The 25555-nt window shown below is 43.8% G+C and carries 22 protein-coding genes and 1 pseudogene; 16 read left to right on the top strand and 7 right to left on the bottom strand.

Features of this window, described 5'->3' with window-relative positions:
• Positions 1-5: 5 nt before the first annotated feature.
• Together ACSLP7_RS03530 and metK are read left to right on the top strand one after the other, a co-directional pair.
• Positions 6-1235, top strand: a complete 1230-nt coding sequence (locus ACSLP7_RS03530; protein WP_435578036.1) for an ammonium transporter — start codon at positions 6-8, stop codon at positions 1233-1235.
• A gap of 127 nt (positions 1236-1362) precedes the next feature.
• Positions 1363-2619, top strand: coding sequence for a methionine adenosyltransferase (gene metK, locus ACSLP7_RS03525; RefSeq protein WP_435578035.1), 1257 nt, complete (start codon positions 1363-1365; stop codon positions 2617-2619).
• 57 nt (positions 2620-2676) lie between these two features.
• On the opposite strand, the gene ACSLP7_RS03520 is transcribed toward metK, so the two are convergent.
• The 3 genes from ACSLP7_RS03520 to ACSLP7_RS03510 form a co-directional block, all read right to left on the bottom strand.
• Complete coding sequence (locus ACSLP7_RS03520; RefSeq protein WP_435578034.1) at positions 2677-5436, bottom strand: carboxypeptidase regulatory-like domain-containing protein; 2760 nt, start codon at positions 5434-5436, stop codon at positions 2677-2679.
• Positions 5437-5466: 30 nt separating this feature from the next.
• Positions 5467-6360, bottom strand: a complete 894-nt coding sequence (locus ACSLP7_RS03515; protein WP_435578033.1) for a GLPGLI family protein — start codon at positions 6358-6360, stop codon at positions 5467-5469.
• Positions 6361-6461: 101 nt separating this feature from the next.
• Positions 6462-7307 (bottom strand): GLPGLI family protein, encoded by an 846-nt coding sequence (locus ACSLP7_RS03510; RefSeq protein ID WP_435578032.1) that lies wholly within the window; start codon positions 7305-7307, stop codon positions 6462-6464.
• A gap of 126 nt (positions 7308-7433) precedes the next feature.
• Here ACSLP7_RS03510 and ACSLP7_RS03505 point away from each other — a divergent pair, with 126 nt between their 5' ends.
• From ACSLP7_RS03505 to ACSLP7_RS03480, 6 genes are all read left to right on the top strand, one after another.
• The gene (locus tag ACSLP7_RS03505) at positions 7434-8909 is read left to right on the top strand and encodes a sensor histidine kinase (RefSeq protein ID WP_435578031.1); all 1476 of its coding nucleotides are present in this window, start codon (positions 7434-7436) and stop codon (positions 8907-8909) included.
• Positions 8902-9588 carry a response regulator transcription factor gene (locus ACSLP7_RS03500; protein ID WP_435578030.1) on the top strand — a complete coding sequence of 229 codons (687 nt, stop codon included), beginning with the start codon at positions 8902-8904 and terminating at the stop codon, positions 9586-9588. The genes ACSLP7_RS03505 and ACSLP7_RS03500 overlap by 8 nt, the downstream gene beginning before the upstream one ends.
• A gap of 18 nt (positions 9589-9606) precedes the next feature.
• Positions 9607-10377, top strand: a complete 771-nt coding sequence (locus ACSLP7_RS03495; protein ID WP_435578029.1) for a hypothetical protein — start codon at positions 9607-9609, stop codon at positions 10375-10377.
• 14 nt (positions 10378-10391) lie between these two features.
• A complete protein-coding gene (locus ACSLP7_RS03490) occupies positions 10392-11006 on the top strand; it encodes a deoxynucleoside kinase (RefSeq protein WP_272832907.1) in 615 nt (204 codons plus the stop codon).
• A gap of 28 nt (positions 11007-11034) precedes the next feature.
• Entirely contained in the window at positions 11035-11571 is a 537-nt protein-coding gene (locus tag ACSLP7_RS03485) for a hypothetical protein (protein ID WP_435578028.1), read from the top strand.
• Positions 11572-11634: 63 nt separating this feature from the next.
• On the top strand, positions 11635-12483 hold the full coding sequence (locus tag ACSLP7_RS03480) for a phosphatase PAP2 family protein (protein ID WP_435578027.1): 849 nt from the start codon (positions 11635-11637) through the stop codon (positions 12481-12483).
• 51 nt (positions 12484-12534) lie between these two features.
• Here ACSLP7_RS03480 and ACSLP7_RS03475 read toward each other — a convergent pair whose 3' ends face one another.
• From ACSLP7_RS03475 to ACSLP7_RS03465, 3 genes are all read right to left on the bottom strand, one after another.
• The gene (locus ACSLP7_RS03475) at positions 12535-15027 is read right to left on the bottom strand and encodes a sodium-translocating pyrophosphatase (RefSeq protein WP_435578026.1); all 2493 of its coding nucleotides are present in this window, start codon (positions 15025-15027) and stop codon (positions 12535-12537) included.
• Between the two features lie 175 nt (positions 15028-15202).
• Positions 15203-17680, bottom strand: coding sequence for a DUF5686 family protein (locus ACSLP7_RS03470; protein WP_435578025.1), 2478 nt, complete (start codon positions 17678-17680; stop codon positions 15203-15205).
• A gap of 65 nt (positions 17681-17745) precedes the next feature.
• A complete protein-coding gene (locus tag ACSLP7_RS03465) occupies positions 17746-18744 on the bottom strand; it encodes a pyruvate dehydrogenase complex E1 component subunit beta (protein ID WP_435578052.1) in 999 nt (332 codons plus the stop codon).
• 191 nt (positions 18745-18935) lie between these two features.
• On the opposite strand from ACSLP7_RS03465, the gene ACSLP7_RS03460 reads away from it, so the two are divergent.
• The 8 genes from ACSLP7_RS03460 to ACSLP7_RS03425 all read left to right on the top strand — a co-directional run bounded on the left by ACSLP7_RS03460 (position 18936) and on the right by ACSLP7_RS03425 (position 25252).
• Entirely contained in the window at positions 18936-19682 is a 747-nt protein-coding gene (locus tag ACSLP7_RS03460) for an electron transfer flavoprotein subunit beta/FixA family protein (protein ID WP_435578024.1), read from the top strand.
• A 21-nt stretch (positions 19683-19703) separates the two neighbouring features.
• On the top strand, positions 19704-20669 hold the full coding sequence (locus ACSLP7_RS03455) for an electron transfer flavoprotein subunit alpha/FixB family protein (protein ID WP_435578023.1): 966 nt from the start codon (positions 19704-19706) through the stop codon (positions 20667-20669).
• Between the two features lie 86 nt (positions 20670-20755).
• Complete coding sequence (locus ACSLP7_RS03450) at positions 20756-21367, top strand: bifunctional nuclease domain-containing protein (RefSeq protein WP_435578022.1); 612 nt, start codon at positions 20756-20758, stop codon at positions 21365-21367.
• Positions 21368-21370: 3 nt separating this feature from the next.
• Positions 21371-23080, top strand: coding sequence for a NupC/NupG family nucleoside CNT transporter (locus ACSLP7_RS03445; protein ID WP_435578021.1), 1710 nt, complete (start codon positions 21371-21373; stop codon positions 23078-23080).
• An 82-nt stretch (positions 23081-23162) separates the two neighbouring features.
• A complete protein-coding gene (locus ACSLP7_RS03440) occupies positions 23163-23987 on the top strand; it encodes a thymidylate synthase (RefSeq protein WP_291182206.1) in 825 nt (274 codons plus the stop codon).
• 67 nt (positions 23988-24054) lie between these two features.
• On the top strand, positions 24055-24498 hold the full coding sequence (locus tag ACSLP7_RS03435) for an energy transducer TonB (protein ID WP_435578020.1): 444 nt from the start codon (positions 24055-24057) through the stop codon (positions 24496-24498).
• Positions 24498-24968, top strand: coding sequence for a hypothetical protein (locus ACSLP7_RS03430; protein WP_435578019.1), 471 nt, complete (start codon positions 24498-24500; stop codon positions 24966-24968). Before ACSLP7_RS03435 ends, ACSLP7_RS03430 begins: the two co-directional genes overlap by 1 nt.
• A gap of 2 nt (positions 24969-24970) precedes the next feature.
• Positions 24971-25252, top strand: coding sequence for a DUF427 domain-containing protein (locus tag ACSLP7_RS03425; RefSeq protein ID WP_435578018.1), 282 nt, complete (start codon positions 24971-24973; stop codon positions 25250-25252).
• Here ACSLP7_RS03425 and ACSLP7_RS03420 read toward each other — a convergent pair.
• Positions 25249-25555 (bottom strand): annotated as a pseudogene (locus ACSLP7_RS03420) (aminotransferase class V-fold PLP-dependent enzyme); the annotation flags it as partial. The gene ACSLP7_RS03425 and the pseudogene ACSLP7_RS03420 overlap by 4 nt on opposite strands.

Here is a 25555-nt window from a genome sequence, read left to right as displayed (position 1 = left end):
TTACCATGGAGCACGCAGTATTTACCATCAACAATGTATGGATGATGATCTCAATAGGCTTGGTATTCATCATGCACTTGGGCTTTGCTTCCCTGGAATCGGGATTGACTCGTTCTAAAAATACCATCAACATATTGTTTAAGAATGTCATGATATTGGCCATTGGCCTTTCTACTTATGCCTTCTTTGGGTTCAGCCTCATGTATCCCGGAGAAGCCTTTGCTGGCGAATACTTTGGTTTTAAAGGGTTCGGGCTGCCACTCCCCAATGGCGGCCTGACCGAAACCTATAATATGGGCTATACCTTTTACACGGAATTCTTATTTCAAGCCATGTTTGCCGCGACGGCCGCAACCATAGTTTCTGGAGCCGTTGCAGAACGCATCAAGATCAACAGCTTTTTGATCTTCTCCTTATTTTATGTCGGCTTGATCTACCCGATTGTTGGCATGTGGCATTGGGGAGGTGGATTCCTTGCAGCCATGAACTTCCATGATTTTGCTGGCTCTACCCTAGTGCATTCTGTGGGTGGATGGGCTGCGCTCATCGCTGTGATCTTGTTAGGCCCTAGAATTGGAAAATATACTGCAGATGGTATAAAACCCATCTTCGGACACAATGTACCCTTAGCGACGCTGGGCGTATTTTTACTTTGGTTTGGATGGTTTGGATTTAATGGCGGATCCGTACTGAGTGCGGATCCTGCCACAGTATCTTTAGTACTGGTGACCACATCCTTAGCCGCTGCTACCGGAGCTGTAGGTGCATTTTTTACTTCCTATATTAAGTTTAGATCTTATGACGTGACAATGATCCTTAACGGCGTCCTTGCTGGTTTGGTTGGAATAACTGCGGGCGCCGATGTCATGTCGCCAAATGAAGCCATGATCATAGGAGCCATCTCTGGCGGCTTGTGCGTATTGGCTATTAGTATGATCGACAGACTCAAACTTGACGATCCTGTTGGAGCCATCTCCGTACATTTAGTGTGTGGAGTCTTTGGAACTCTGGCCGTAGGCATGTTTGGAGATAAAGCAGGAATGGGTCAGTTGTGGATTCAATTCAAGGCCATTGCGATCATCGCGGGATTCTGCTGCTTGACCTCGTTCATCATCCTGTATACCATTAAACGCACTATGGGTCTGCGTGTTACTGCAAGAGAAGAGATTGAAGGATTAGACACTCACGAACACGGCATGACCGCCTATCCAGATTTTCGGTTGAACGAGCACTAAGCCGGCGTTTTTAAGAAGTATTTTTTCGTATTTTTGAGGCCGATTAGGCGCAGCTGGGCATACCTTGTAATGTTATTGAGGTATTGACGACCAAGTGCGCATTACAGACACGACAAGATTCCTGTTTATGGCCTATTTATTTACCTCTGAAAGTGTTTCAGAAGGACACCCAGATAAAATTTCCGATCAAATCAGTGACGCACTGCTGGATCATTTCTTAGCCTTTGACCCAGAAGCTAAAGTTGCTTGTGAGACCTTGGTAACCACAGGACAAGTGGTTCTTGCTGGAGAGGTCAAAAGCAATACCTATTTGGACGTACAACAAATTGCCAGAGATGTGATCAATAAGATTGGTTACACCAAAGGAGCCTATCAGTTTAGTGGTGATTCCTGCGGAGTTATCTCCTTGATTCACGAACAATCTCAGGACATCAACCAAGGAGTTGATCGTGCGAGCAAAGAAGAGCAAGGTGCCGGAGATCAGGGAATGATGTTTGGTTACGCCACTAGTGAGACCGAAAACTATATGCCATTGGCCTTAGAGATCTCACATTCTATTCTACAGGAACTGGCTGCCATCCGTAGAGAAAACGACCAGATCACTTATTTAAGACCTGACAGTAAAAGCCAGGTAACCATCGAATACAGTGACGACAACGTACCTCAGCGCATTGATGCCATTGTGATCTCTACCCAACACGATGATTTTGACAGCGATGACGACCGCATGTTGGCCAAGATCAAAAAAGACTTGGTTGAAATTTTGATTCCAAGAGTAAAAAGCAAATTGCCTGCTTATGCACAGGCGCTTTTCAATGACGATATTGTATACCACATTAACCCAACCGGGAAATTTGTAATTGGTGGACCACACGGAGACACCGGACTTACCGGACGTAAAATCATTGTAGATACTTACGGTGGTAAAGGAGCACACGGTGGAGGTGCCTTTAGCGGAAAAGATCCTTCTAAAGTGGATCGTTCTGCAGCCTATGCCGCAAGACATATTGCAAAAAATCTGGTTGCCGCTGGAGTAGCTAAAGAAGTATTGGTACAAGTTTCTTATGCCATTGGAGTAGTAGAACCTACCTCCATTTTTGTGGATACATATGGAACTGCTTTAGTTGATTTGACCGATGGAGAGATTGCACGCCGAGTAGCGGAGATTTTTGATATGCGTCCTGCTGCAATTGAAAGCCGACTCAAATTGCGCAGCCCAATGTATTCAGAGACGGCTGCCTACGGACATATGGGAAGAAAACCACAAACCGTAAATAAAGTATTTGAAAGTCCATACTCTGGACGGGTTGAAAAAGCGGTAGAGCTTTTCACCTGGGAAAAACTCGATTATGTTGACCAGGTAAAATCAGCCTTCAACTTATAGCATAAAAAAAGGGAACTCGTTAAAGTTCCCTTTTCTTTTTCATTGCATCAATCAACACTACAATTCGTAGCGCACTATCAACATCACTATTCGAGGCAGTACAAAGAACTGCGAAGTGTTGTTGAAGTTTTCGTTAAAGCTGTCGTTGTTTAAAAAGTCAACATCCAAAAGGTTTGTAGCTTGTAATTGGTATTCCCACTTGCTGTCTTTTTCTCGGTAATACAGATTGGCATCTAAGAACGAATAGGTGTTCTCAATAGTTCCTGCCGCGTCCGTATAGTTGAAGTAACTCCACTCTGCATTGAAAGTGAAATTCTGCAAGAATACCGCGTCAAAATTCACAAAAGGCTGATGGGTCGTAAAAGTAGACTCCACCCCTGCGTTGTCATAGTTGTTCAGTGTAAGGCGATACCCCAACTCAATGTTTGGCCACTCACGGAAGCTAGTTCTCAAACTGGTGTTATAGCTCTGAGTAAAGTTGATACTCTCACGAATATCTTCATTAATGATATTATTGAATTTACCCCAACTCACGTTTCCTCCTAAAGAAAAACGCAGACGCTTGATATTCTTGGTAAACCTCGCAAAGGCAGACAGGGTCTCGTCTGCAAAGTTACTGTTCAAGTTGATCGGACTAGAGATCTGTGTAATTCCAGCCAAAGCTGTATTGTTCTTGATCGCTTCAATTCTACGAGTATAATTGATGTTCGCACTCACATTGGTGTAATTGAACATATTGAAGCTGAAGTAAGTCAAATTGTAATTGTGCACAAAGGCATTCTCCAAGTTGCGATTACCTCTAAACAAACGGTTGTAGTTGTTAAAGATGAATCCTTCTGCAAAGTTGTTTACGTCCGTATACTGCGCTTGAATGGAGTAATTAAAGCGGATATTCTCGCTCTTTTTCAGCTCCACAATGGCATTGAAGTTCGGCAACACCAACCATTCGTTATTCTCAGAAACACTGCCCAACTGTTCGCTTTTTACACGGTAGTTGTGTAGAGTTGCTCCAGGAGTAAAGGTGAAGATCCCTGCCTTGAATTTATAATTAACTCCTAAGAAGTAATCACTAAAATTAAAGGTCACATCGTTATTGAACTCGTCGTCCTCAAAGGCCACAGGAGCACCCGTAAACATAAATTCTTGGAAGATCCCGGAGTTGAAATCTTGACGACTCAAGGTCGCTCCCACATTGATGTTCACATTGCTTTTATTATTGATCACGTAGTAGTAATCCACCTTGGCATCTAACTTATTGGTTTTGATGCGTCGCTGCTGATTCACATCATAACGATCCATGCGTTGCAGCGGATCAAAAGTATCTTGAGAACTATCAAAAGGCGCCGACGGATTCACTTGCGTAAACACCCCGCGGAACGGAATTGAATCTTGGATCACACTGTAAAACGGATCCTCATCTTGATACAAATGCTGCACCTGCCCCGCAAAGATGTTGTTCTCATCTACAGTGTAATAGGCGTTGATGTTTTGATTGATGGAAAAAGGCGTGGTGTTCTCGTCTTCATTGATCTCGTTAGGGTTATTGTTTACCGTCGAGATGATAGAGCTCACTTCGCTTTGATCCGAAGTCTTTCCAAGCACATCATAGTCCAATTGGAAGTTGGAGTTTGGCTTGTAAATAGCACTCAACTTGAGCATCCCCAACTGCGTGCGTTGATCATTCACATTTTTGGTAGTCTCCGTAATTCCGGTGGCCACATAATTTCTAATAGTATTAGTGATATAGCTGGTGCGGTTATCTGATAGAATCGAAAAACCACTTATATCTAATGCCTTGCTGGCATTCCAACTGAAGTTCGCCGCTAAGAACGAGGTCTCAATAGAATTAGCACGGTTGTTCTGCCCAACGGCAAAACCGAGGTCTCCAGTATTGATATTGAAATTGGTTCCACCACCACGGTTAAAGTTTCTAAACCCTCCGGTGAAGTTGAAATAGTCCCTAAAAGTAAACGGCACCTGTCCAATATCATTGAAATCAGTAATGATATTAATGCTGTAATCCGGGCTGTAGTAGAACAATTTAGGATAGATCAAATAACGGTCTTTCTCGTCGCTATCAAATCCAATTCCCCCAGAAACCTCACCAAACCAGAAGTTCTTTTTGCCCTCTTTGAGTTTGATGTTTATGGCTATGTTGTCCTGATCATTCCCAAGTCCTCGCATTTGATCCACCTCGTTATAGTTTCTCAAGACCTCCACCTTATCTACCGCATCTGCTGGGATATTTTTTGTGGCGAGTTTAGAGTCTCCGTCAAAAAAGTCCTTTCCTTCAACCATTACTTTTGAAACGGCTTTCCCTTCTACTTCGATCTCTCCGTCATCGTTGATCTCAACCCCCGGAAGCTGCTTCATGACGTCTTCTAACTTGCGCTCATTACCTGTGGTAAAGGAATCGGCATTGTAAACTATGGTATCCCCTTTCACGGTCACCGGCATTTCATAGACGATCTCCACCCCGTCCAATTGATTGGGCGCAGGGTTCAAGGTTACGTCTCGCGTCATGTCGTCGGATCCTTCTGGAACCGTCACGTCAAACTCTTTAGTCTCTAGTCCTAAAAAGCTCGCTTTAAGCGTGTAGGTATTGTTAGTCGGGAGGTCTAATTGATAGCGACCTTCATAATTGGTGATCGCGTAGGATTCAATTTCCCCAGTTTCTTTTATGGTTGCGATGATGTTCGCTAGCTCTAAAGGTTCTCCAATAGAGTCTTTGATCACCCCTCTTAATTTGATGCTCTGCGCGTCTGCGTCAAAGCTAAATAAAGACAATAGGATGCTTATAAAGAGTAATTTCTTCATGGTTGGCTGCACTGTATTTTGATTGATTGATTATCCTCGGAATCCACCGCGTCGTCCGCCGCGTCCACGGCCCCACATTTCGCGCATTTCTTCCATTTTTTCTGCGACAATCGTTTGGTACTCCTCACGAGAAACCTTCTTTCCTTTAGAAGGTGCTTTGATCTCGATGGAATCCTCCGGATTCATCACAATTTTAGAACATAGAATAGTTGTTCGGTATACGTTGAGTTCAAGGATAAGTCCTGGTAATCCGCCGTATTCTCCCGGTCCGTGTTTCACTGGGATCATTGGAGTGTACCAAGCGGTAACGATCACTTCTTTTGGAATTTCGATTTGACTCATTGGGTCGTCATCGGCACTTGCGGTTGCTGTAGAGTCTTTGGCTTTTTCTTCGTCGGGCTTACCGCCGCGATCTCTGCCACCGCGTCTGCGGGCCATACTCCAATCGTTCTCATCGATCTTTTTAACCGCGGTCACTTTGATGGCCAAATATTGACCTATCATTTTGGACTCTTTGGTCTCTTCCCATTCCAAATTGGCGATCTCGTCTTCAATCAGAAATTGCTTGCCGTAGAATTCTTGCTCTTGGACCAGTTGCCCGGTCTCTAGATTCTTGTACTGATCTCCGGGAGTAAAACTACCCATCATCATTCCCATCCAACGGCTACCCCCGTTAGCATCTGTCTCTAAAACCTCTTCTTCCTTGTAGATAGATTCCTGTCCATTGAAGGTTAGAATGTAGGTTTTCTCGAGGTATCTGCGCATACGCTCAGCGATCATTTTTTTCATCTCCTCCGTCATTTCACGACCGCCCCAATCCATATCCACAGTGGTTTTTGATTGGTAATAGGCCTTTCCGCTAAATTCTTGAGCGCTCATGCCGATACTCAGAAGCATCAACATTAAGGGTAGTAATTTCTTCATGTCCTTGACAATTAACAGTTTAGTGGTTTATAGCAAAGCTAATTTAAAGTCTTTAGACTCGCAGAAGTCCTAGAGGTTTATTAAAGCTTTGTTAAAGTTCACTAACCGCCAATTCTGATCTCAAAACTGTTGCCGTCACGGCGACCATTGCTCGGCTGATAACGGTCTTGCATTTCTTTCATCTTCTCCTGCATGATGGCGTTATATTCGTCTTGGGTCACTTCCTTCCCTTTGGTCGGCTCATTGACCTTTACTCCATCTTTAGGATTCATGACGATCTTACTGCAAAGTATGCTCTGGTCTCCGTCAGAGATCTCCAAAATAAGCCCTGGCAAACCGTAATGCCTTCCCGGACCGTGTCCCAGTGGAATTTGAGGAGTATACCATGCGGTAATGGTAATTTCCTCTTCAACAGCTTCACTGCTTGAGTCTTTGCCTTCTTCGGTATCCGAGCTAAAAGAAGTTTGAACTGTTCGGGTTTCTGTGCGCGTTGCTTTGAAACAGGTGTACTGCCCAATGTTTTTGGTTTCTTTAGTCAAAGTCCACTCCAACTCTGGCAAAGAATCCTTGATCAAGAAGGTCTTTCCAAAAATGTCGCTTTTATTGGCCAGGCGATTTTCAGCAATGTTCTTGTAAAGCACATCGGCTTCCCCAGCACCAGCCACAACAATTTGCATTCCCCCTCCGCCAACCGCCGGGGCATCGAGTGATTCCACAACTTTATATAAGGAAGCATCTTTATTAAAGTCTAGCGTGTACTCTTTCTCAAACTGCTTCTTCATCATGGCCATGAGCTGCTCTTGCATTTCTGATGGCACCTGAGTACTGTCTAATTGAATCTCTAATTTAGTTTGTGTTTTGTACGTAGCGATCCCTTGAAAATCCTGAGCGTGTAAGGATCCGACGATCAGCGAAAAGGCTACCGATAAATAAACGAGTGTTTTCATGATTGTTCTTTTTTTGTTTTGATGACACTACAAAGATGCGCAAAGACAATATTAAGGCAAGTTAAGCATTGTTAAGCACTGTTAAGCGATTTGGAAAATGCTAACCAATAGACCTACTTTTGAAACATGAAGCCAAGAAAGTATCAAGGCATATTGTATTTCATCATCACCGCGATTGTGCTCACACTTTCGCTGCAGGCCTATTGGTTCTATCGCAGTTTTAAGGCTGAGCAACGCGAGCTGGTGGCCAATGTACAGGTCAGTCTAAACAAAGCTGTTGATGATTATTACACCCGCTTAGCCCAAAAGCAAAGCATGCTTTTTGCCAGCGACACCCTGACCCTCACCTATGACGCCAACACGATTAGTCTAGGAGACCAATGGACCTTTCTAGACAGTATGCCCAAAGGAACCTTTCAGCGCTTTGAGTTCAATGATTCCACCAATCATTCCACCATGACCGCGATAAGTATTGTTGATTCGATCATCAAAAACAGACCGCCAGAGCGCTTTAGAGACACCATGCGCAGCTTCTTTCAACGTCTGGGAAGAAAGCCTTTTGAGCAATTGACCAATAAGATCGTGATCTCCTTTGCAGAAGAAGAGATGTCTTTACCTGTTTTAGATTCGATCTTTCATGAAGAACTGCACGAGCGTGAACTCTGGATAGATTACAGTTTAAAATACGACACGCCTTGGGGTGAAACCCAAACCTTAGGCACCTTGAATTCCAATCCTTCTGTAAAGTCTTTGCAAGCCAAGTCCAGCTTTTTGATGCAAGACAGCTCCTTGAAGGTCTTCTTTAGAAATACCACTCCGCTGATCTTGCATCGCAACGGCATTAGCTTGGGGCTCTCTTTGATCTTTGTGGGTTGTATCATTGGATGTTTGCTTTATTTGCTCAGAATCATCAGAGAACAAAAACAATTGGCAGAGATCAAGAACGATCTGATCTCTAACATCACCCATGAGTTTAAAACGCCATTAGCCACCATTGGTGTGGCTCTGGAAGGCATCCAAAAGTTCAATGCGGATAACGATCCGGAGAAGAGTAAAAAATACGCAGCTATGTCTCAAGAGCAGGTTAAAAAACTCTCGGGCATGGTAGAAAAATTATTAGAGACTGCAACGCTAGACAGCAACGCACTTGTTTTGAATAAGGAAGAAATTGACCTGGTTGCGCTTTGCACGCGTTTGGCAGTTTTGCCTGAGGCTTATGTGACCTCACAGAAATCCATCAGCCTAAATGCCGCGCCGGAAGATCTAAAAATTCACGCTGACTCCTTTCATTTAGAGAACGTGATCAATACTTTGATAGACAACGCCCTGAAGTATGGCGGAGACATCATCAGCCTGAATATCACTACCGATGCCGCCGGAGTAAAGATCGCGGTGCATGACAACGGAAACTCATTAAGTAAGGCGCAAAGTCAGCGTATTTTTGAAAAGTTCTATCGGGTCCCAAAAGGCGATACCCATGACGTAAAAGGCTTTGGAATTGGCCTATACTACGCCAAGAACATCATTGAAAAGCATGGAGGAGCCATAGGCGTGAATTTAAAAAATGGCACTACATTTACCTTAACCCTTCCGCATGAATAAGCCCATCCACATAGTATTGGCAGAAGATGAACCGGCCTTGGGTCAGATCATCAAAGAGAGCTTGGAAACTCGTGACTTTAAGGTGACCCTTTGTGTCAACGGCCAGGAGGCTTTAAAGGCTTACCAACATGAAAAACCGGAACTCTTGGTTCTGGACGTTATGATGCCGCTTAAAGACGGCTTTACTTTGGCCAAAGAAATTCGCGCAGAAGACACTCAAACACCCATCATCTTTTTAACGGCCAAATCCCAGACAGAAGACGTAGTCAACGGTTTTAATCTAGGTGGAAACGATTACCTAAAAAAACCCTTCAGCATGGAGGAGCTGATCGTTCGGATCAAAAATGCACTCAAGCAGAACGACGACCCGGACAAAAACACCAACTTCCAATTGGGTGCTTTTAACTTTAACGCCAACCGTCAAGAATTGCAGTACAAATCCAAAGAGCCTGTAAAATTGACCCACCGCGAGAGCGAACTGCTCTTTCACCTCTGCGCCAATAAGAATCAGTTGTTGGATCGCTCCTTTATTTTGAAAAAGCTCTGGGGCAGTGACGACTTTTTCAACGCCCGATCTATGGATGTGTTTATCTCCAATTTGCGCAAAAAACTCAAAGCAGATTCCAGCCTTCAAATAGTCAATGTTCGCGGTTACGGATACAAGCTGATATGTGATTAGTTTTTGTATCTTGACTGCATGAAGATGCTGTTGTTTTTACTGTTGCCGGTTTTGGCTTTTGGGCAGTTAAAGCTCGATGACAAAACCCGCTTGGATGCCGATAAGTTTATTGGAGTAGACGCGTACAACAACACCTATTCTGTGGTCAACAACGCATTGATCAAAACCAGTGAAAGAGACCGCTGGAACTACGCAGATTTTACTTTGGGCAGCATAGCCGCGGTAGACATCATTAATCCCTTGCGGATCTTGGTTTATTATGCCGATTTCAATATTGCTGTATTTCTAGACAATACCTTAAATGAAATTGAACGTGTCAATTTCAATGAGGTGGAGGATTATCTGAACATTGAGGCCGTTCGAGTTGCAAACAACAATAGCGTTTGGGTCTTTAACAAAGACGCTCAGCAGTTGGAGCTCTACAATTACAGATCGGGGAAACGAAGTATCATTTCGCAGCCTGTAGAAGGCAACCTTGTGGCTACGGCAAGCGACTTCAATTTTTGCCATCTTTTAACCGATTCTGAGGTGATCACCTATAACGTTTATGGAAGTATTCTACGGATATTTGACAACCCTGGTTTTACGCAGATCTGGACCTCTCCTCAAAGAGGCTTAATTGCTCTGGATGAGCAAGATGTGATCTATTTTACAGAGGCTCCCGAGCAGCAGTTCGAAGCCACTGAATCGGGCACAAAAATTGCCGTAAAAGACTTGCAACTAACTTCAGAATTCCTGTATATTTACGATGGAGAATTCGTGTATTCCTTCAGACTAACCAAACTCTAAACAATCCTAATTTTATGCATGTTGCGATAGCCGGAAACATAGGCTCAGGAAAGACTACGCTCACCAAATTATTGGCAAAGCACTACAAATGGCAACCTCATTTTGAGGATGTGGAAGACAATCCTTATTTGGATGATTTTTACAACCAAATGGAACGTTGGTCTTTCAATCTACAGATCTATTTCTTGAACAGTCGGTTTCGTCAAATTGTGGATATTAGAGAAAGTGGAAAGGACTATATCCAAGACCGCACGATCTATGAAGATGCGTACATCTTTGCTCCTAACCTACACGCGATGGGTCTGATGACCAATCGCGATTATGAAAATTACCGTTCGCTTTTTGATCTGATGGAAAGTGTGACTGAAGCACCTGATCTGTTGATCTATTTGCGCAGTTCCATCCCTAATTTGGTGAGTCAGATCCACAAAAGAGGGCGTGAATATGAGAACTCCATCAGCATTGATTATTTAAGTCGACTCAACGAGCGCTACGAAGCTTGGATTCACGATTACGACAAAAGCAATCTGTTGATCTTTGATGTGGACACCCTTAATTTTGTAGACAATCCGGAAGATCTCGGAAGTGTGATCAGTCGCATTGACGCGGAACTTCACGGACTCTTTTAATACAGACCCCTTAACACCCAAATCGATTATGAAAACTATAAAATTGCTAGCCCTGCTGCTGCTTGTCCCTATGTACATTGCTTGCAGCTCTGATGATGATTCCACTACAACCACGGAAGAAGAAGCCGAAGTTTCCTTAGTAGGAACGTGGACCGCTGAGACCATTGACTTTGACTCTACAATTACTACTGTAATTGAAGGCTTACCTGTGACCGCCACTCAAGAAGGCGAAGGTTTTGATATAGACGCAACTGTTACCTTTTCTGAAGACCCGAATGAAGTAAGCTCAGAAGGACAATTCTCCATGACCGTGACGACAACATTTTTAGGTGTAAGTGAAGAAGAGACTTTAGAAAACCTCGATCTATTAGGAGACGGCACTTGGAGCTTGGAAGACAACACCCTCACAATTACCGGCACTGCAGATGATCAAGATGCTGTGATCACCATTGAATTGCTTACTGCGGATATGCTGCGACTGCGCATTGAGCAAACGGAGATTCTGGATACTCCGGTTGGCAGCGGTGAAGTTGATGCTGTTTTTGTGGCGACTTTCTCGAGATAAACATCTAAATCAAATAGTCTATTTTTGTTTGTAACGAAACCTGTTGATTTTCGTCCTAATTACATGCAAAAATTTTTGATCGTACTGTTTTTACTGGGCTCGAGTCTTAACTTATTCGGACAGTCCCCTAATGCAGATACACTTGCTCAAGACGCCAATATTTGGCAAACCCTAAAGTATGATGCCAAAAGTGCCTTCGGAGGCTTTAAACACAGCATTACAGCGCCTGTGCGTTGGCAGGGAGACGACTTCCTCACGGCAGTGAGTGTGATCACCGCAACTTCCATGTTTACGGCTCTGGATCAATCTGCGCGTAACTATTTTGTAGAACAAGAACCCAACGCCCCTGGCGTACTCAAAGAATTTGGTTGGTACTTTGGAAGTCCTCAGAATTTCTTTATGGTCTCTGGTGGTATCTACGGATTTGGATTGTTGACCAAAAATGAAAAGGTGCGGAAAACTGGAGTGCTCATTATTGCATCCGCAGCCACCTCCGGGCTTTTTCAAACCTTTTTTAAAACCGCTGTTGGTCGTGCGCGACCAGATGATTTTACGGGCCCTTTTGAGTTTGAACCCTTTAAAGGAACCGCACGTTACCACTCCTTCCCTTCTGGACATACCATCCTGTCCATTTCTATGGCGCATTCCATTGCCAAGCAGTTTGACAATATCTGGGTGAAATCTGGAATTTACGCTCTAGGAAGCATTGCGCCAGTTTCTCGTTTATGGGACGATGCCCACTGGGTAACTGATATTGTTCTAGGCGCGGCCATCAGTATTGCTGTTGTAGACAGCGTGGACAACTACCTTTTTGGAAGCCGACGTTATGAAGACAGTTATCAAAACCGCCACAGGATCAGTTGGCGCTTTACTGCGGGATATAATACCGTAGGTTTAGTAGGAACATTTTAAAAACAAAAAAGCCGCTCGATGGAGCGGCTTTTTTTATATCTAAAGGTTTTATTATTTAGACGATCCGTCTACTACCTTTTTCACTTCTTTTACGATCTCAATGTCTACTGAAGCACCTTCTGCCTCTTTGTAAGCTTCCACCTTAGCTTCAACTTCTTCTGGAGTTCCAGTAAAGGTCTCTGTAGTAGTTTCACCGTCTTTAGTGATCTTTACAGTAGCTGTTGCAGTTGCTTGAGCATCTTCGTCCATAGTCACCTCAACAGTGATGTCTTCAGTTCCTTCTGCCAAAGCAGTAGCGTCTCCGTTCATTTTGATGATGGTAGTCGTACCGTCGTCAGAAACGAATTTTACGTTACCCGCTTCAATCACGTTATCGGCATAAGCCTCTTCTCCGTGACCTCCTAAGATCGGAGCAATTACCAATCCAACCAAACAAGTCAATTTGATCAAGATATTCATAGACGGTCCTGAAGTATCTTTAAATGGATCACCAACAGTATCTCCAGTTACTGCCGCTTTGTGCGCGTCAGAACCTTTGTAAGTCATCTCACCGTCGATCTCAACTCCAGCTTCAAATGATTTCTTAGCGTTGTCCCAAGCACCTCCAGCGTTGTTCTGGAAGATCGCCCACATTACACCACTAACACATACACCAGCCATATAACCTCCTAGTGGCTCAGCACCGAAGATCAAACCGATTGCGATAGGAGTCAAAATAGTGATCAATCCAGGAACGATCATCTCTCTCAAAGCAGCTTTAGTAGAAATATCTACACACTTAGCGTACTCTGGAGTACCTGTTCCTTCCATAATTCCAGGAATCTCTTTGAACTGACGACGTACTTCTTTTACCATTTCCATAGCAGCCTTACCTACAGACTTCATAGCCAAGGCAGAGAATACTACAGGAATCATTCCCCCTACGAATAGGGCAGCCAATACATCAGCCTTAAAGATGTTGATCCCTTGGATACCTGTAAAGGTTACATAAGCAGCAAACAATGCCAAAGCAGTCAAGGCTGCAGAAGCAATTGCAAATCCTTTTCCAACAGCAGCAGTTGTGTTACCTACTGAGTCAAGGATGTCTGTACGTTGACGTACGTGCTCTTCTAGTTCACTCATCTCAGCAACACCACCAGCGTTATCTGCGATAGGACCGAATGCATCGATTGCCAACTGCATAGCCGTAGTTGCCATCATTGCAGAAGCAGCAAGTGCTACTCCGTAGAATCCAGCAAGCTCATAAGAACCGTAGATCGCAGCAGCAAAAAGAAGTACTGACCACAGTGTAGATTTCATACCTACAGCAAGACCAGCGATGATGTTTGTTGCAGCACCAGTTCCTGAGTTTTGTACAATATCCAGTACAGGTTTCTTCCCTAGAGAAGTGTAGAATGCAGTAACGAAAGAAATCAAGGCTCCAACAGCCAATCCGATACATGCAGACCAGAATACGTTCATAGAAGCGATCTCCTTAGCCCCTTCCCCGAAGAAGTTCATGGTCAAGGTCTCTGGCAACATCCAACCGATAAGGAAGTAACTAGCGATCAAAGTAATGATGATCGCGAACCAGTTACCCATATCCAAGGCTTTCTGAACCTGCGCTTCTTTAGCATCGTTATTTTTGATACGAACCAAGAAGGTTCCTAAGATAGAAGCCAATACTCCAACCCCAGCAATTACTAGCGGAAGTAAGATAGGCCCCATATTGTTAAATGCGTCTGTGTAAGCAGCTGTTGCGCTCATGTCACGAATAACATAGTTACCCAATACCATGGCAGCCAATACAGTTGCTACATATGAACCAAACAAGTCAGCTCCCATTCCGGCAACGTCTCCTACGTTGTCACCAACGTTATCTGCAATAGTTGCTGGGTTACGTGGATCATCTTCTGGAATACCTGCCTCTACTTTACCTACAAGGTCAGCTCCAACGTCAGCAGCTTTGGTATAGATACCACCACCAACACGAGCAAAAAGTGCAATACTTTCCGCACCAAGAGAGAATCCTGCAAGCGCTTCAAGTACAATGGTCATGTTGTCGTAGAAAGAGCCATCAGCACCCATAAACTGTCCAATGAAGAACATGAATAGTAAGCTCAGACCCAATACCGCAAGACCGGCTACACCTAATCCCATTACTGTACCACCACCAAAGGAAACTTGCAATGCCTGTGGAAGACTAGTCTTAGCTGCCTCTGCAGTACGCGCGTTTGCTTCTGTTGCAACGCGCATCCCGATGTTTCCAGCCAAAGCTGAGAAGAATGCACCAAGGATGAATGCAGGAACGATCATGATGCTTGTGGTCTCAACCATTTGAGACACTCCAAACAAGGCTGCGGATGCTACCACAACAAAGATCAATAACAAACGGTACTCAGCATTCAAAAAGGCCAATGCACCTTCTTTAATACTTTTAGAGATGGATTGCATGCGCTCGTTTCCGGCAGCCTGCTTCTTCACCCAGCTCATCTTTACAAGCATGAATAGAAGACCTAGCACAGCGAGTGCAATAGGTACCCAAATAATGTTTGATTCTAACATATTTCTATTTTTAGTTGACTTTCAATTTGCGACCGCAAAAGTAATGAAATCAGTCGGGATATAAAATTTAGAAACGCAAATATAACCGCCGAAATAAGGCGTTACCTAAAAAATTGAATACTAGTGAATTAAAACCCCTGAACTCAAGGCTAATAAGTAGTGTGAACCCCCTCGTCTAAAAACTGAACCCAAAAGTTCCCGTTACACCAAAGCGGCGCGCATCTGGGTTATCGAGGTAGTTTCCTCTAAAATTAAAGTCTAAACGGAAGATTTTGAAGATGTTCCCGATACCGACACTCCATTCCCAATAGATGTCCTCTGGCGCTTGATAAGGTATGTTGGAGGCATTCAGGGCGATGTTGGCATCGGAGATCTCTCCATAAACTGCTCTAAACCCAATGACCTCTCTCAAGTTGAGCTTTCTCAAGCCTGGAATTCGTGAAAAGAAGCGCCCTCCAAAGTCGTGTTGCAAGTGGAAGGAGGCATAAGTATCACTGACAAACTCGTAAAAATCGAGCTGATTAAAGGTGTTGTAAATACTGAACAACGTTTGGTTTCCTGGAATTGGACTCAATAAACTCAGCGGAACTTCTCCAAAGATCTTCCCAACCTCAATAGTGGTATAAGCGCGGCCAAAACCGCCAATATTCCATGGTTGTGTATAGAGCGCTTGCAGCTTTTGATATTCAAAGTCACTATTAAAGACATCCTTGATTCCAAAGGTTGCTCCCACAAATATGGAGGCAAATCCGCCGTCATTGATTACCGTGCGCTCCACGCCGTAACCGGAAGTCTTGCGCCCAGGAGTGTAAAACAATCCTGTGGAAAGCTCTGCTTGTCTTACTTCGGATTGTATGCCGCCGTTCTCATCAAAATAATCCAGGCTAAAAGTATCCGTGGCCGAGGTCAGTGTTCTAAACGAGCCCGTAGTTCTGAAAATAAAGTTTTTATAAGGCTCAAACTCAAATCCAACGGTACTGAGATTGATCCGAGTCAGTCTATCATTGGCTCCCACAGTAATTAAAGCCGATGAAGCCAAATTCCGCCCAAGCACGTCATTGGTGTTGGTCAAGGATGCTCCGGTCTGCTCGGTGTCCTTCCTATGCCCGCCAAAGATGATGAATCGGGAGCGCCTATCGAGCAGCCACTTTCCAGAGAGTCCAAACTTGAAGCGTTCGTCCCTAAATCCATAGGCACCAAAGCCTTCAATACGCCACTTATCGTTACGGCCAAAATAGGTCCGTCCACCCAGGCGAATCCGTAGTCCTTCTGCCTCATTGAATCCGAAGATGGAAAACACCGGCCCAAAATCAAAGTTTGGGAATTCGTAATAACCACTGGCTAAAACACTACCAATATTATATAAGGTCTTGAATCTCGGAACTGTCTTTAAGGTATCTAAGAGGGTGTAGATCTGCTTTTCATCCTTGTTGAGATCCTCCATGCGGTTCTCATCCCAAAAATCATCTGGCCTATTGTAGACCTCGTAATCATAAGGATCTACTTGTTGTTTATAAAAGTCGCGCTCTTTGGGGATGTCAAATTCGTAATTGTCGTAAAGCGTGGTACGCTTCCCATAGATACCTCGAGCCCCCTCCTTTTTACGCAGACTAAAATCACTCAGAAAATAATCTCGGGTGATCAAAAAGATGGAATCGTTGAGCACATCAAACTCCTGTTCAATATAAACCTCCCGCACCCAGTTCAAATTGGCACTCTTGGTGGCCTGCATATTGATCTCCTTAATGGCCCAAGTGGTATCGTTCACCCAAAAATCTCCTTTAAAGGTCAGCTCGTTCTTACGCCGCGGGTAGTATACAATATTATAACACCACTTATCTCCGATATACGCAGAGTCTAAAAGGACGTAATTGTAAACATTGATCCCGGTTCTGGAGAGCGGACTGGTAAAGGCCTTATCAAAGAACTTGATGTAATTGTCGTAAACGTCGTACTCTGAATAGAGGTCCTTGACAAATTCAATGATGGTCTGATTATTACTAAAACCAGAATTCTTATTCCCTTCCAGAATCTCTTTTTGTAAGTTTTGGAGGTTATCTCCAAAGACTCTAGAAAAGGCCTCATTGATAAAGATGGGCAGATAGGTATTTCCCGTGATCTTAGAAGTATCGGTTTGATCAAAGATGAACTCCATGCCTTTAAAGATCTTACTCTTTATCAAGGCGGAGTCGATCGTGTTTAGGTCAAACTCGAGCTTCTCATACTTCTCGTATTGATACTGATTGAATTTTTTGACACCGTTCTCCCGACGATTCTCCCAGATCTTTCTAAGGATATCAATGGCGGGATTGTTCTTTTTGGATTGCTTTCCTGTGAATACAACTACCTCTCCCAAGCTCGAGGCTTCTTCAGCCAGCTCGATCTTCATATTATAAGTGGTACGGCTGGTAAGAGGAACCTCCTTGGTGGTATACCCTAAAAAGGAAACTACGGCAGTGTCATAGCTAGTATCGGATTCCAAATAGAACCGACCATTCTCATTGGTAATGGTTCCTTCTGAAGAATCTTTGAAAATTACATTGGCAAAGGGAACAGGATCTCCAAACTCGTCAAACACTTCTCCACTGATCTTCGTCTGAGCAAAGCTCAAAGAGGTAAAGAGTAAGAGGAAGACAAGTAGTTGTTCTCTCATAGACAATGGGGGCCAGGGCCGCTTCTGTTCTGAAGCAGTTAGAACGCAAAAATTGCGCCTAGATTTTATTTGTAAAGCACTTTTTTGACGGCTTTAACAACATCTTCACTATTGGGAAGCCATTCTTCCAATAATGCAGGAGAATACGGAGCCGGTGTATCGGCCGTATTGATCTTTACTATAGGAGCGTCCAAATAGTCGAAGGCCTGACTCTGTACTTGATAAGTGATCTCTGTAGCGATATTACCAAATGGCCAAGCTTCTTCTAGAATTACCAAACGATTGGTTTTCTTAACAGACTCTAAAATAGCGTTGTGATCCATTGGGCGTACAGTACGCAAGTCAATGATCTCACAAGAGATTCCTTCTTTCTCAAGGGCATCCGCGGCTTTATATGCCTCTTTGATAATCTTTCCAAAAGAGACGATAGTAACGTCGTCACCACTTCGCTTAATGTCAGCAACTCCTAAAGGAATAAGGTATTCGCCCTCTGGCACCTCACCTTTATCTCCATACATCTGCTCGGACTCCATAAAGATCACAGGATCGTCATCACGGATAGCTGCTTTGAGCAATCCTTTCGCATCGGCTGGATTGGAAGGAACAACCACTTTAAGACCTGGACAGTTGGCGTACCAACTTTCAAAAGCCTGCGAGTGTGTTGCAGCAAGCTGTCCTGCAGAAGCAGTTGGCCCACGGAAAACCATAGGAACGTTGATCTGACCACCACTCATTTGACGCATCTTAGCGGCGTTGTTGATAATCTGGTCAATACCTACTAAAGAGAAGTTGAAGGTCATGAATTCAATGATCGGACGGTTGCCGTTCATTGCACTCCCTACTCCAATCCCAGCAAAACCGAGTTCCGAAATTGGTGTATCAATAATACGCTTCGGTCCAAATTCGTCCAACATACCTTTTGAGGCCTTGTAAGCCCCGTTGTATTCGGCAACTTCCTCTCCCATTAAGTAAATAGATTCATCGCGACGCATTTCTTCGCTCATCGCTTCTGCTATTGCTTCTCTAAATTGTATGGTTTTCATAATTATCGCTTTGGATTTCAAGTCGATCTCAGATCGAACATCTCCTTCATTTTTTGAGAAAAACAAAAATACTATTTATTCGTCTCCACCACCACAAGAAAATGGAAATAAGTGCATTTTTTTTGAAAATTTATTATGCGTGCATAGTAAATATTCGAAATTATAGTGGTAACTTTGACGACAGTAAAAACAGCTTAAAAAAAGTCTGAACTATGAAGATTTTAGTGTGTATTAGTCACGTTCCAGACACTACATCCAAAATTAACTTTACCGATAACGATACGCAATTTGACACCAACGGTGTTCAATTTGTGATCAACCCTAATGACGAATTTGGTTTGACCCGCGCCATGTGGTTCAAAGAGAAGCAAGGTGCTACTGTGCACGTTGCCAACGTTGGAGATGCGAGTGCAGAACCAACTTTGCGAAAAGCCCTAGCCATTGGAGCTGATGAAGCCATCCGTGTGGATGCTCCAGCGACTGATGGATTCTTTGTGGCCAAGCAATTGACCAAAGTGGCTCAAGATGGAGGTTACGACCTTATTATTGCCGGTCGAGAAAGTATTGATTACAACGGCGGAATGGTACCGGGAATGATGGCAGCCATGTTGGGCGCCAATTTTGTTAACACCTGTATCAATTTAGAAGTTGACGGTAGCAATGCTACTGCAGTTCGTGAGATTGACGGAGGAAAGGAATCTGTAAAGACCAGCCTTCCTTTGGTTATTGGTGGTCAAAAAGGATTAGTGGAAGAAAGTGACCTTCGCATTCCAAACATGCGTGGGATCATGATGGCGAGAAAGAAACCTTTACATGTAGTTGCTGCGGATGCTGCAGACGCTCATGCTGCGACCGCTGCTTTTGAAAAGCCAGCACCTAAAGGAGCCGTAACCATGGTAGATCCTGAAAACTTGGATCAGTTAATCGAATTGTTACACAACGAAGCCAAGGTGATTTAATCACCTGTAAAAAGAAGAATTATGTCAGTATTAGTATATACCGAATCAGAAGGAGGAGCCTTTAAGAAAGTAGCCCTTGAATTGACTTCTTACGCCAAAGGTGTTGCAAACGCCATGGGCGGAGAGGTAACTGCTGTTAGTATTAATGGTGGAAACGCTGCCGATCTAGGCAACTACGGAGCCGATAAGGTGATGGAGATCAACGATGCGGCTTTGGAGACCTTCAATGCAAAGAACTACGCTGCGGCCCTAGCGCAAGCAGCAAAAGCCGCTGGTGCGAAGACCGTTGTGGTTTCTTCCAGCGCAAACAGTAAATATTTGGCGCCGCTTTTGGCCGTGGAACTCGGAGCTGCTTATGCTCCTAACGTTGTTGCACTTCCAGAAAGCACCAGCCCAATGAAAGTTAAATCTACAGTTTACACCAACAAGGCCTTTGCTATTAACGAGCTAAAGACCGATGTTGCTGTGATCGGTTTGGCTAAAAATGCCTACGGATTACACGAGAACAGTGGTGCTGCAGCTGCTTCAGCCTTTGATGTGGAGCTTGCAGGAGACAATGGCGTAGAAGTAACCTCTATTGATAAAGCTACAGATAAGGTAACGATCGCCGATGCAGAAGTAGTAGTTTCTGGTGGACGCGGTTTAAAAGGACCTGAAAACTGGAATCTAATTGAAGACCTGGCAGACACCCTTGGTGCTGCTACTGCTTGCTCTAAGCCAGTAAGTGATATGGGTTGGAGACCGCACAGTGAACACGTTGGTCAAACTGGAAAACCAGTAGCGTCGAACTTGTATATCGCTATTGGAATCTCTGGAGCTATTCAGCATTTGGCCGGAATCAACTCCTCTAAAGTAAAGGTAGTGATCAATACAGATCCTGAAGCACCTTTCTTTAAAGCGGCAGATTATGGGATCGTTGGAGACGCCTTTGATGTGGTTCCACGATTGACCGAAAAATTAAAGCAATTTAAAGCCAATAACGCGTAATTTTTGCTAAATTGGCACCCGAATAAAGGGCTGTTAAACATGGGTAAAGTCCTGTTTTTAACAGCCTTTCTTTATTCTTCTATTTCATGAGTCTGGTCCGTTTAAATATCAAAGGAATTTCATACAGTCAAACCCAGAATGGTGCTTATGCACTCATCCTGAGTGAAGTGGACGGACAGCGCAAGCTTCCAATTGTAATCGGAGCCTTTGAAGCCCAGTCCATTGCGATTGCTTTGGAAAAGGAAATCAAACCACCAAGACCACTCACCCACGACCTCTTTAAGAATTTTGCCGACCGTTTTGACATCCAAGTCAAGCAGGTAATCATTCATAAATTGGTGGATGGCGTCTTTTATTCGAGCATTATTTGTGAGCGCGATAAGATTGAAGAGATCATCGATGCGCGAACCAGTGATGCCATTGCCCTAGCGCTGCGATTCAAAGCGCCTATTTTCACCTACAAGAACATCCTAGATAAAGCTGGAATCTTCCTCAAAGGAACTTCTCAAGAAGAAGAAACCGAAGAAGGACCTTCTTTAGTTGAACAGCTGATCGCCGATGAGCCCTCAAGCGCTCAAAGCGAAGACTACACGGGCTACACTCTAAAAGAGCTCAATGAAATGTTGGACCAAGCCGTAGCTAATGAAGACTACGAAAAAGCGGCCCGCATTCGCGACGAGATCTCCAAACGTTCCTAACTAATGTTGAAAAAACTTTTCCTGTTGCTGATTGGCCTAGCGGCTATAACTCAAACTGTTGCTCAACAGTCAGAAGAAGGAACTTGGCAATTTGATGCCATTGAAAAAACTTCAGGAGAGTCTCTATTTTCAATAGACAAAGACCTAGATAGCCTTGTTTTAACGGGCAATAGATTTCACTACAGCCTTTTGGCCAAAGACACTCTAGTAGCTAGTGGAGACTATACCCGTCAAAACGATCTACTCGTATTCTTTTACGAAAAACCATTTGACACTATTAGAAGGTATCGAATTGAAACCCTTAACGACTCCGTTTTCAACTTCACAGAAAATGGAGTGCGCTACAGTTTCACTCAGGAAATAATCCAAGAAAAGACCGAATCTTTAGCATTAGACACGGACCAAGGCGTAGGCCTAAGCCTGAACAGCCTTTGGCGCGGTGCTTTAGGAATGGTCTTTTTATTAAGCGTTTGTTATTTGATTTCCAGTAATCGGCGCAAGATCAATTGGCGTTTGGTTTTCAGCGGACTCAGTCTGCAGCTGATCTTTGCCGTATTGGTCTTAAAAGTAGACGCCGTAGCCGATGCCTTTGACTGGCTTTCTGCCAAAGTGGTTCAGTTTTTAAATTTCAGTGAAGCAGGAGCCGAATTCCTTTTTGGAGGCTTAGTAAGCGACACAGAAACCTTTGGATATATCTTCTCTTTCAAGGTATTGCCTACCATAGTGTTCTTTTCTGCCTTTACTTCTTTGCTTTATTATTTGGGCGTGCTACAGCGTTTGGTAAAAGGATTTGCTTGGGTAATGAGCAAAACCATGCGCCTATCTGGTGCAGAGAGTCTGGCAGCAGCAGCCAATATCTTTATTGGACAAACAGAGGCGCCTTTAGTGGTGAAGCCTTACTTGGATAAAATGACCAAGTCTGAAATGCTCTGTCTGATGGTTGGAGGTATGACCACCATTGCTGGTGGCGTACTTGCCGCTTATATTGCATTTTTAGGTGGAGAAAGTGATGCCGAAAAAGCCATTTTTGCCAAGCACTTATTGACGGCTTCCATAATGTCTGCCCCTGCGGCGATCATCATTGCTAAAATGCTGTATCCTGAGACGGAAGAAGTTAACCGCAGATTGGACATCTCCAAAGATAAAATTGGTAGTAACCTTTTGGACGCTATTAGCAGAGGGACTACAGAAGGGCTTAAACTCGCAGTAAATGTGGGTGCCATGCTTTTGGTCTTTACCGCTGTAATGGCTGTTTTCAATTGGATCACTATGGATATGATTGGAGCACCAACAGGTCTTAACGATACTATAGTTGCTGCCACGAACGGTCGTTATGACGGACTCTCCATGCAGTTCCTTTTGGGTAATGTCTTTGCTCCTGTTGCTTGGATCATTGGTGTTCCTGCGGAGGATATGGTTGCGGTGGGACAACTTTTAGGCGAAAAGACCATTCTGAACGAATTCTTTGCTTACGCTTCTTTAAGTGAACTTAAGAATTCAGGGGCTTTGTCTAACTACCGCTCTATTGTAATTGCCACTTACGCCCTTTGTGGATTTGCCAACTTCGCCTCTATTGGTATCCAAATTGGAGGAATCGGAGTATTGGCCCCGTCTCAACGGAAAACCCTTGCAGCCTTTGGAATCAAAGCGCTAATTGGAGGTACTGTTGCCGCCTTACTTACGGCTACTATTGCCGGAATGCTGATCGGTTAATAACTATTGGAAATCCACTAAAAAGCGCGGTGCAATTTGCTCCCTTTTTTGCTATTTTAGAGCCAGTTTTAGCCCGAATTTTATGAAGCAATATCACGACTTGGTGCGCCACGTAATGCAAGAAGGTGTAACCAAAACAGACAGAACGGGAACCGGAACAAAAAGTGTTTTTGGTTACCAAATGCGATTTGATCTCAGCGAAGGATTCCCAATGGTGACTACCAAAAAGCTTCATTTAAAATCCATTATTTACGAACTGCTTTGGTTTTTAAAAGGCGATACCAATATTGACTATCTCAAAGAAAATGGTGTGCGTATTTGGAACGAATGGGCCGATGAGAACGGAGACCTCGGACCCGTCTACGGACACCAATGGAGAAACTGGAATTCTGACGGCATCGATCAGATCACGGCCGTGATAGAAGGTTTAAAGACCAATCCAGACAGCCGCAGAATGTTGGTTAGCGCGTGGAACCCAAGCGTGATGCCAGACACCTCCGTGAGCTTCTCAGAAAATGTGGCTAATGGAAAAGCAGCTTTGCCGCCGTGTCACGCATTCTTTCAATTTTATGTTGCAGATGGCAAGCTGTCTTGTCAGTTATATCAACGCTCTGCGGATATCTTTCTTGGAGTACCTTTTAATATTGCGTCTTACGCTCTATTAACTATGATGGTTGCTCAAGTATGCGGATACGAGGCTGGAGACTTTATTCACACCTTTGGTGATGCCCATATTTACAGCAATCACTTTGAACAATTGGAGCTGCAACTTTCCAGAGATATTCGTCCACTCCCCAAAATGGTGATCAATCCTGAGGTCAAAAATATTTTTGACTTTCAGTTTGAAGACTTTACCTTAGTTGATTATAATCCACACCCGCACATCAAAGGCGCGGTTGCGGTATAATTTTTGATCCCAACTGAGCGTTAAACAGATACCGACTGTCAGGCAGATCGGCAAAAACAACTTACCTATGACTAAAAAACTGCTACTGACCTTTGCTTTGGTCCTCACCTTTAGTGTTTCATTTGCCCAAGAAGAATGGGGAACTGTAGATAAGAATAAAGTTACTATGAGAGAGCTTCCACCGGTTTGGCCGGGCTGTGAAGATACTTCCGGTGATCCTGCCGCGATGAACAAATGCTTCACGACAATGCTCTCCAAACACATCGCTAAAAACTTTAAATACCCACCAGAAGCTTACAAGAACAACGATCAAGGTCGTGTTATCGTTGATTTTCAAATCAACACCGAAGGAAAAGTAGAGATCATCTCAACTAGTGGCGGAAGCGAGGCACTGCAAGCAGAAGCTCGTAGAAACATCCTTCAAATTCCACAAATGAAACCAGGCATGTTGGCCGGTAAGCCCAAGGCAATATCCTATAAAGTGCCATTTACTTTTAAAACCGGGAAGTAATGCGTCAATTGTTAATTTTATTGGTCTTGGCCTGCAGTGGTTTGACTACGGCGCAAGAGGCCAAAACCGTTCCTTTTGCAGGAGTTGAACAAGTACCTGTTTATCCAGATTGCAAAGGAGACAACGATAAACAGAGAAAATGCCTTAGCGAAAGCATTTCAAAGTTCATCAATAAAAACTTTGACATGGAGCTAATCGGTAATTTGGGATTGCCTGCAGGACAACACCGACTGGCTGCTCAATTTGAGATCAGCTCAGAAGGCACTATTCAAAATGTACTGATTCGCGGAGATTACTTACAAGTGAACCAAGAGCTGGAACGTGTAATTAACGCGCTACCAAAAATGCAGCCTGGATATACCAATGGAGAGGCCGTTAATGTGACTTATGCACTTCCTGTGATCTTTGCCCTTGCAGCGGATCCTGATGATAAGAAAAAGAAGAAAAAACGCAAGAAAAAGAACAGCTAGCTATGAAAGCCATTTGGAATGATCAAATCATCGCTGAAAGCGACAATACGGTAGTCGTTGAAGGAAATCACTACTTCCCACCCAGTGCCATCAAAAGTGAGTTTTTCAAAGACAGTCAAACACATACTACTTGCCCTTGGAAGGGAGAAGCCAGTTATTACAGCTTAAGTGTAAATGGAGCAGAGAATCCAGATGCCGCTTGGTTTTATCCAAATCCAAAAGACGCTGCCTCTGAGATCAAAGATCACGTTGCTTTTTGGAAAGGGGTAAGCGTTGTTGACTAAGCTTGGCCAATAAGCTGCAACAAGCTATCCAAATCTTGGGTGGAGTTGTAAAAATGAAAACTTACGCGTACACCATCTCCTCGTAAAGAGGTCAGCACTCCAGCATCTCTTAAGCGATAGTAATCGTCTGAATTCAATTTCAAATTAAAGATCGACGAATGCATTTCACGATCGCCCAGATGTTGGTCAATTAAACCGCGCTCTAAAAAGGCATCCATCGCATTCGCCTTAATGGCTTGCAAGGCATTGAAGCAATTTTCAGCTCCCAATTCTTGAATAAATTCAATGGCTTTAGCCACACTG

The sequence above is a fragment of the Gilvibacter sp. genome (assembly GCF_965601605.1).
In the GTDB taxonomy this organism is placed as follows: Bacteria; Bacteroidota; Bacteroidia; order Flavobacteriales; family Flavobacteriaceae; genus Gilvibacter.
The sequence above is the reverse complement of the archived record's forward strand: the minus strand, read 5'-3'. Positions and strand labels throughout refer to the sequence as shown.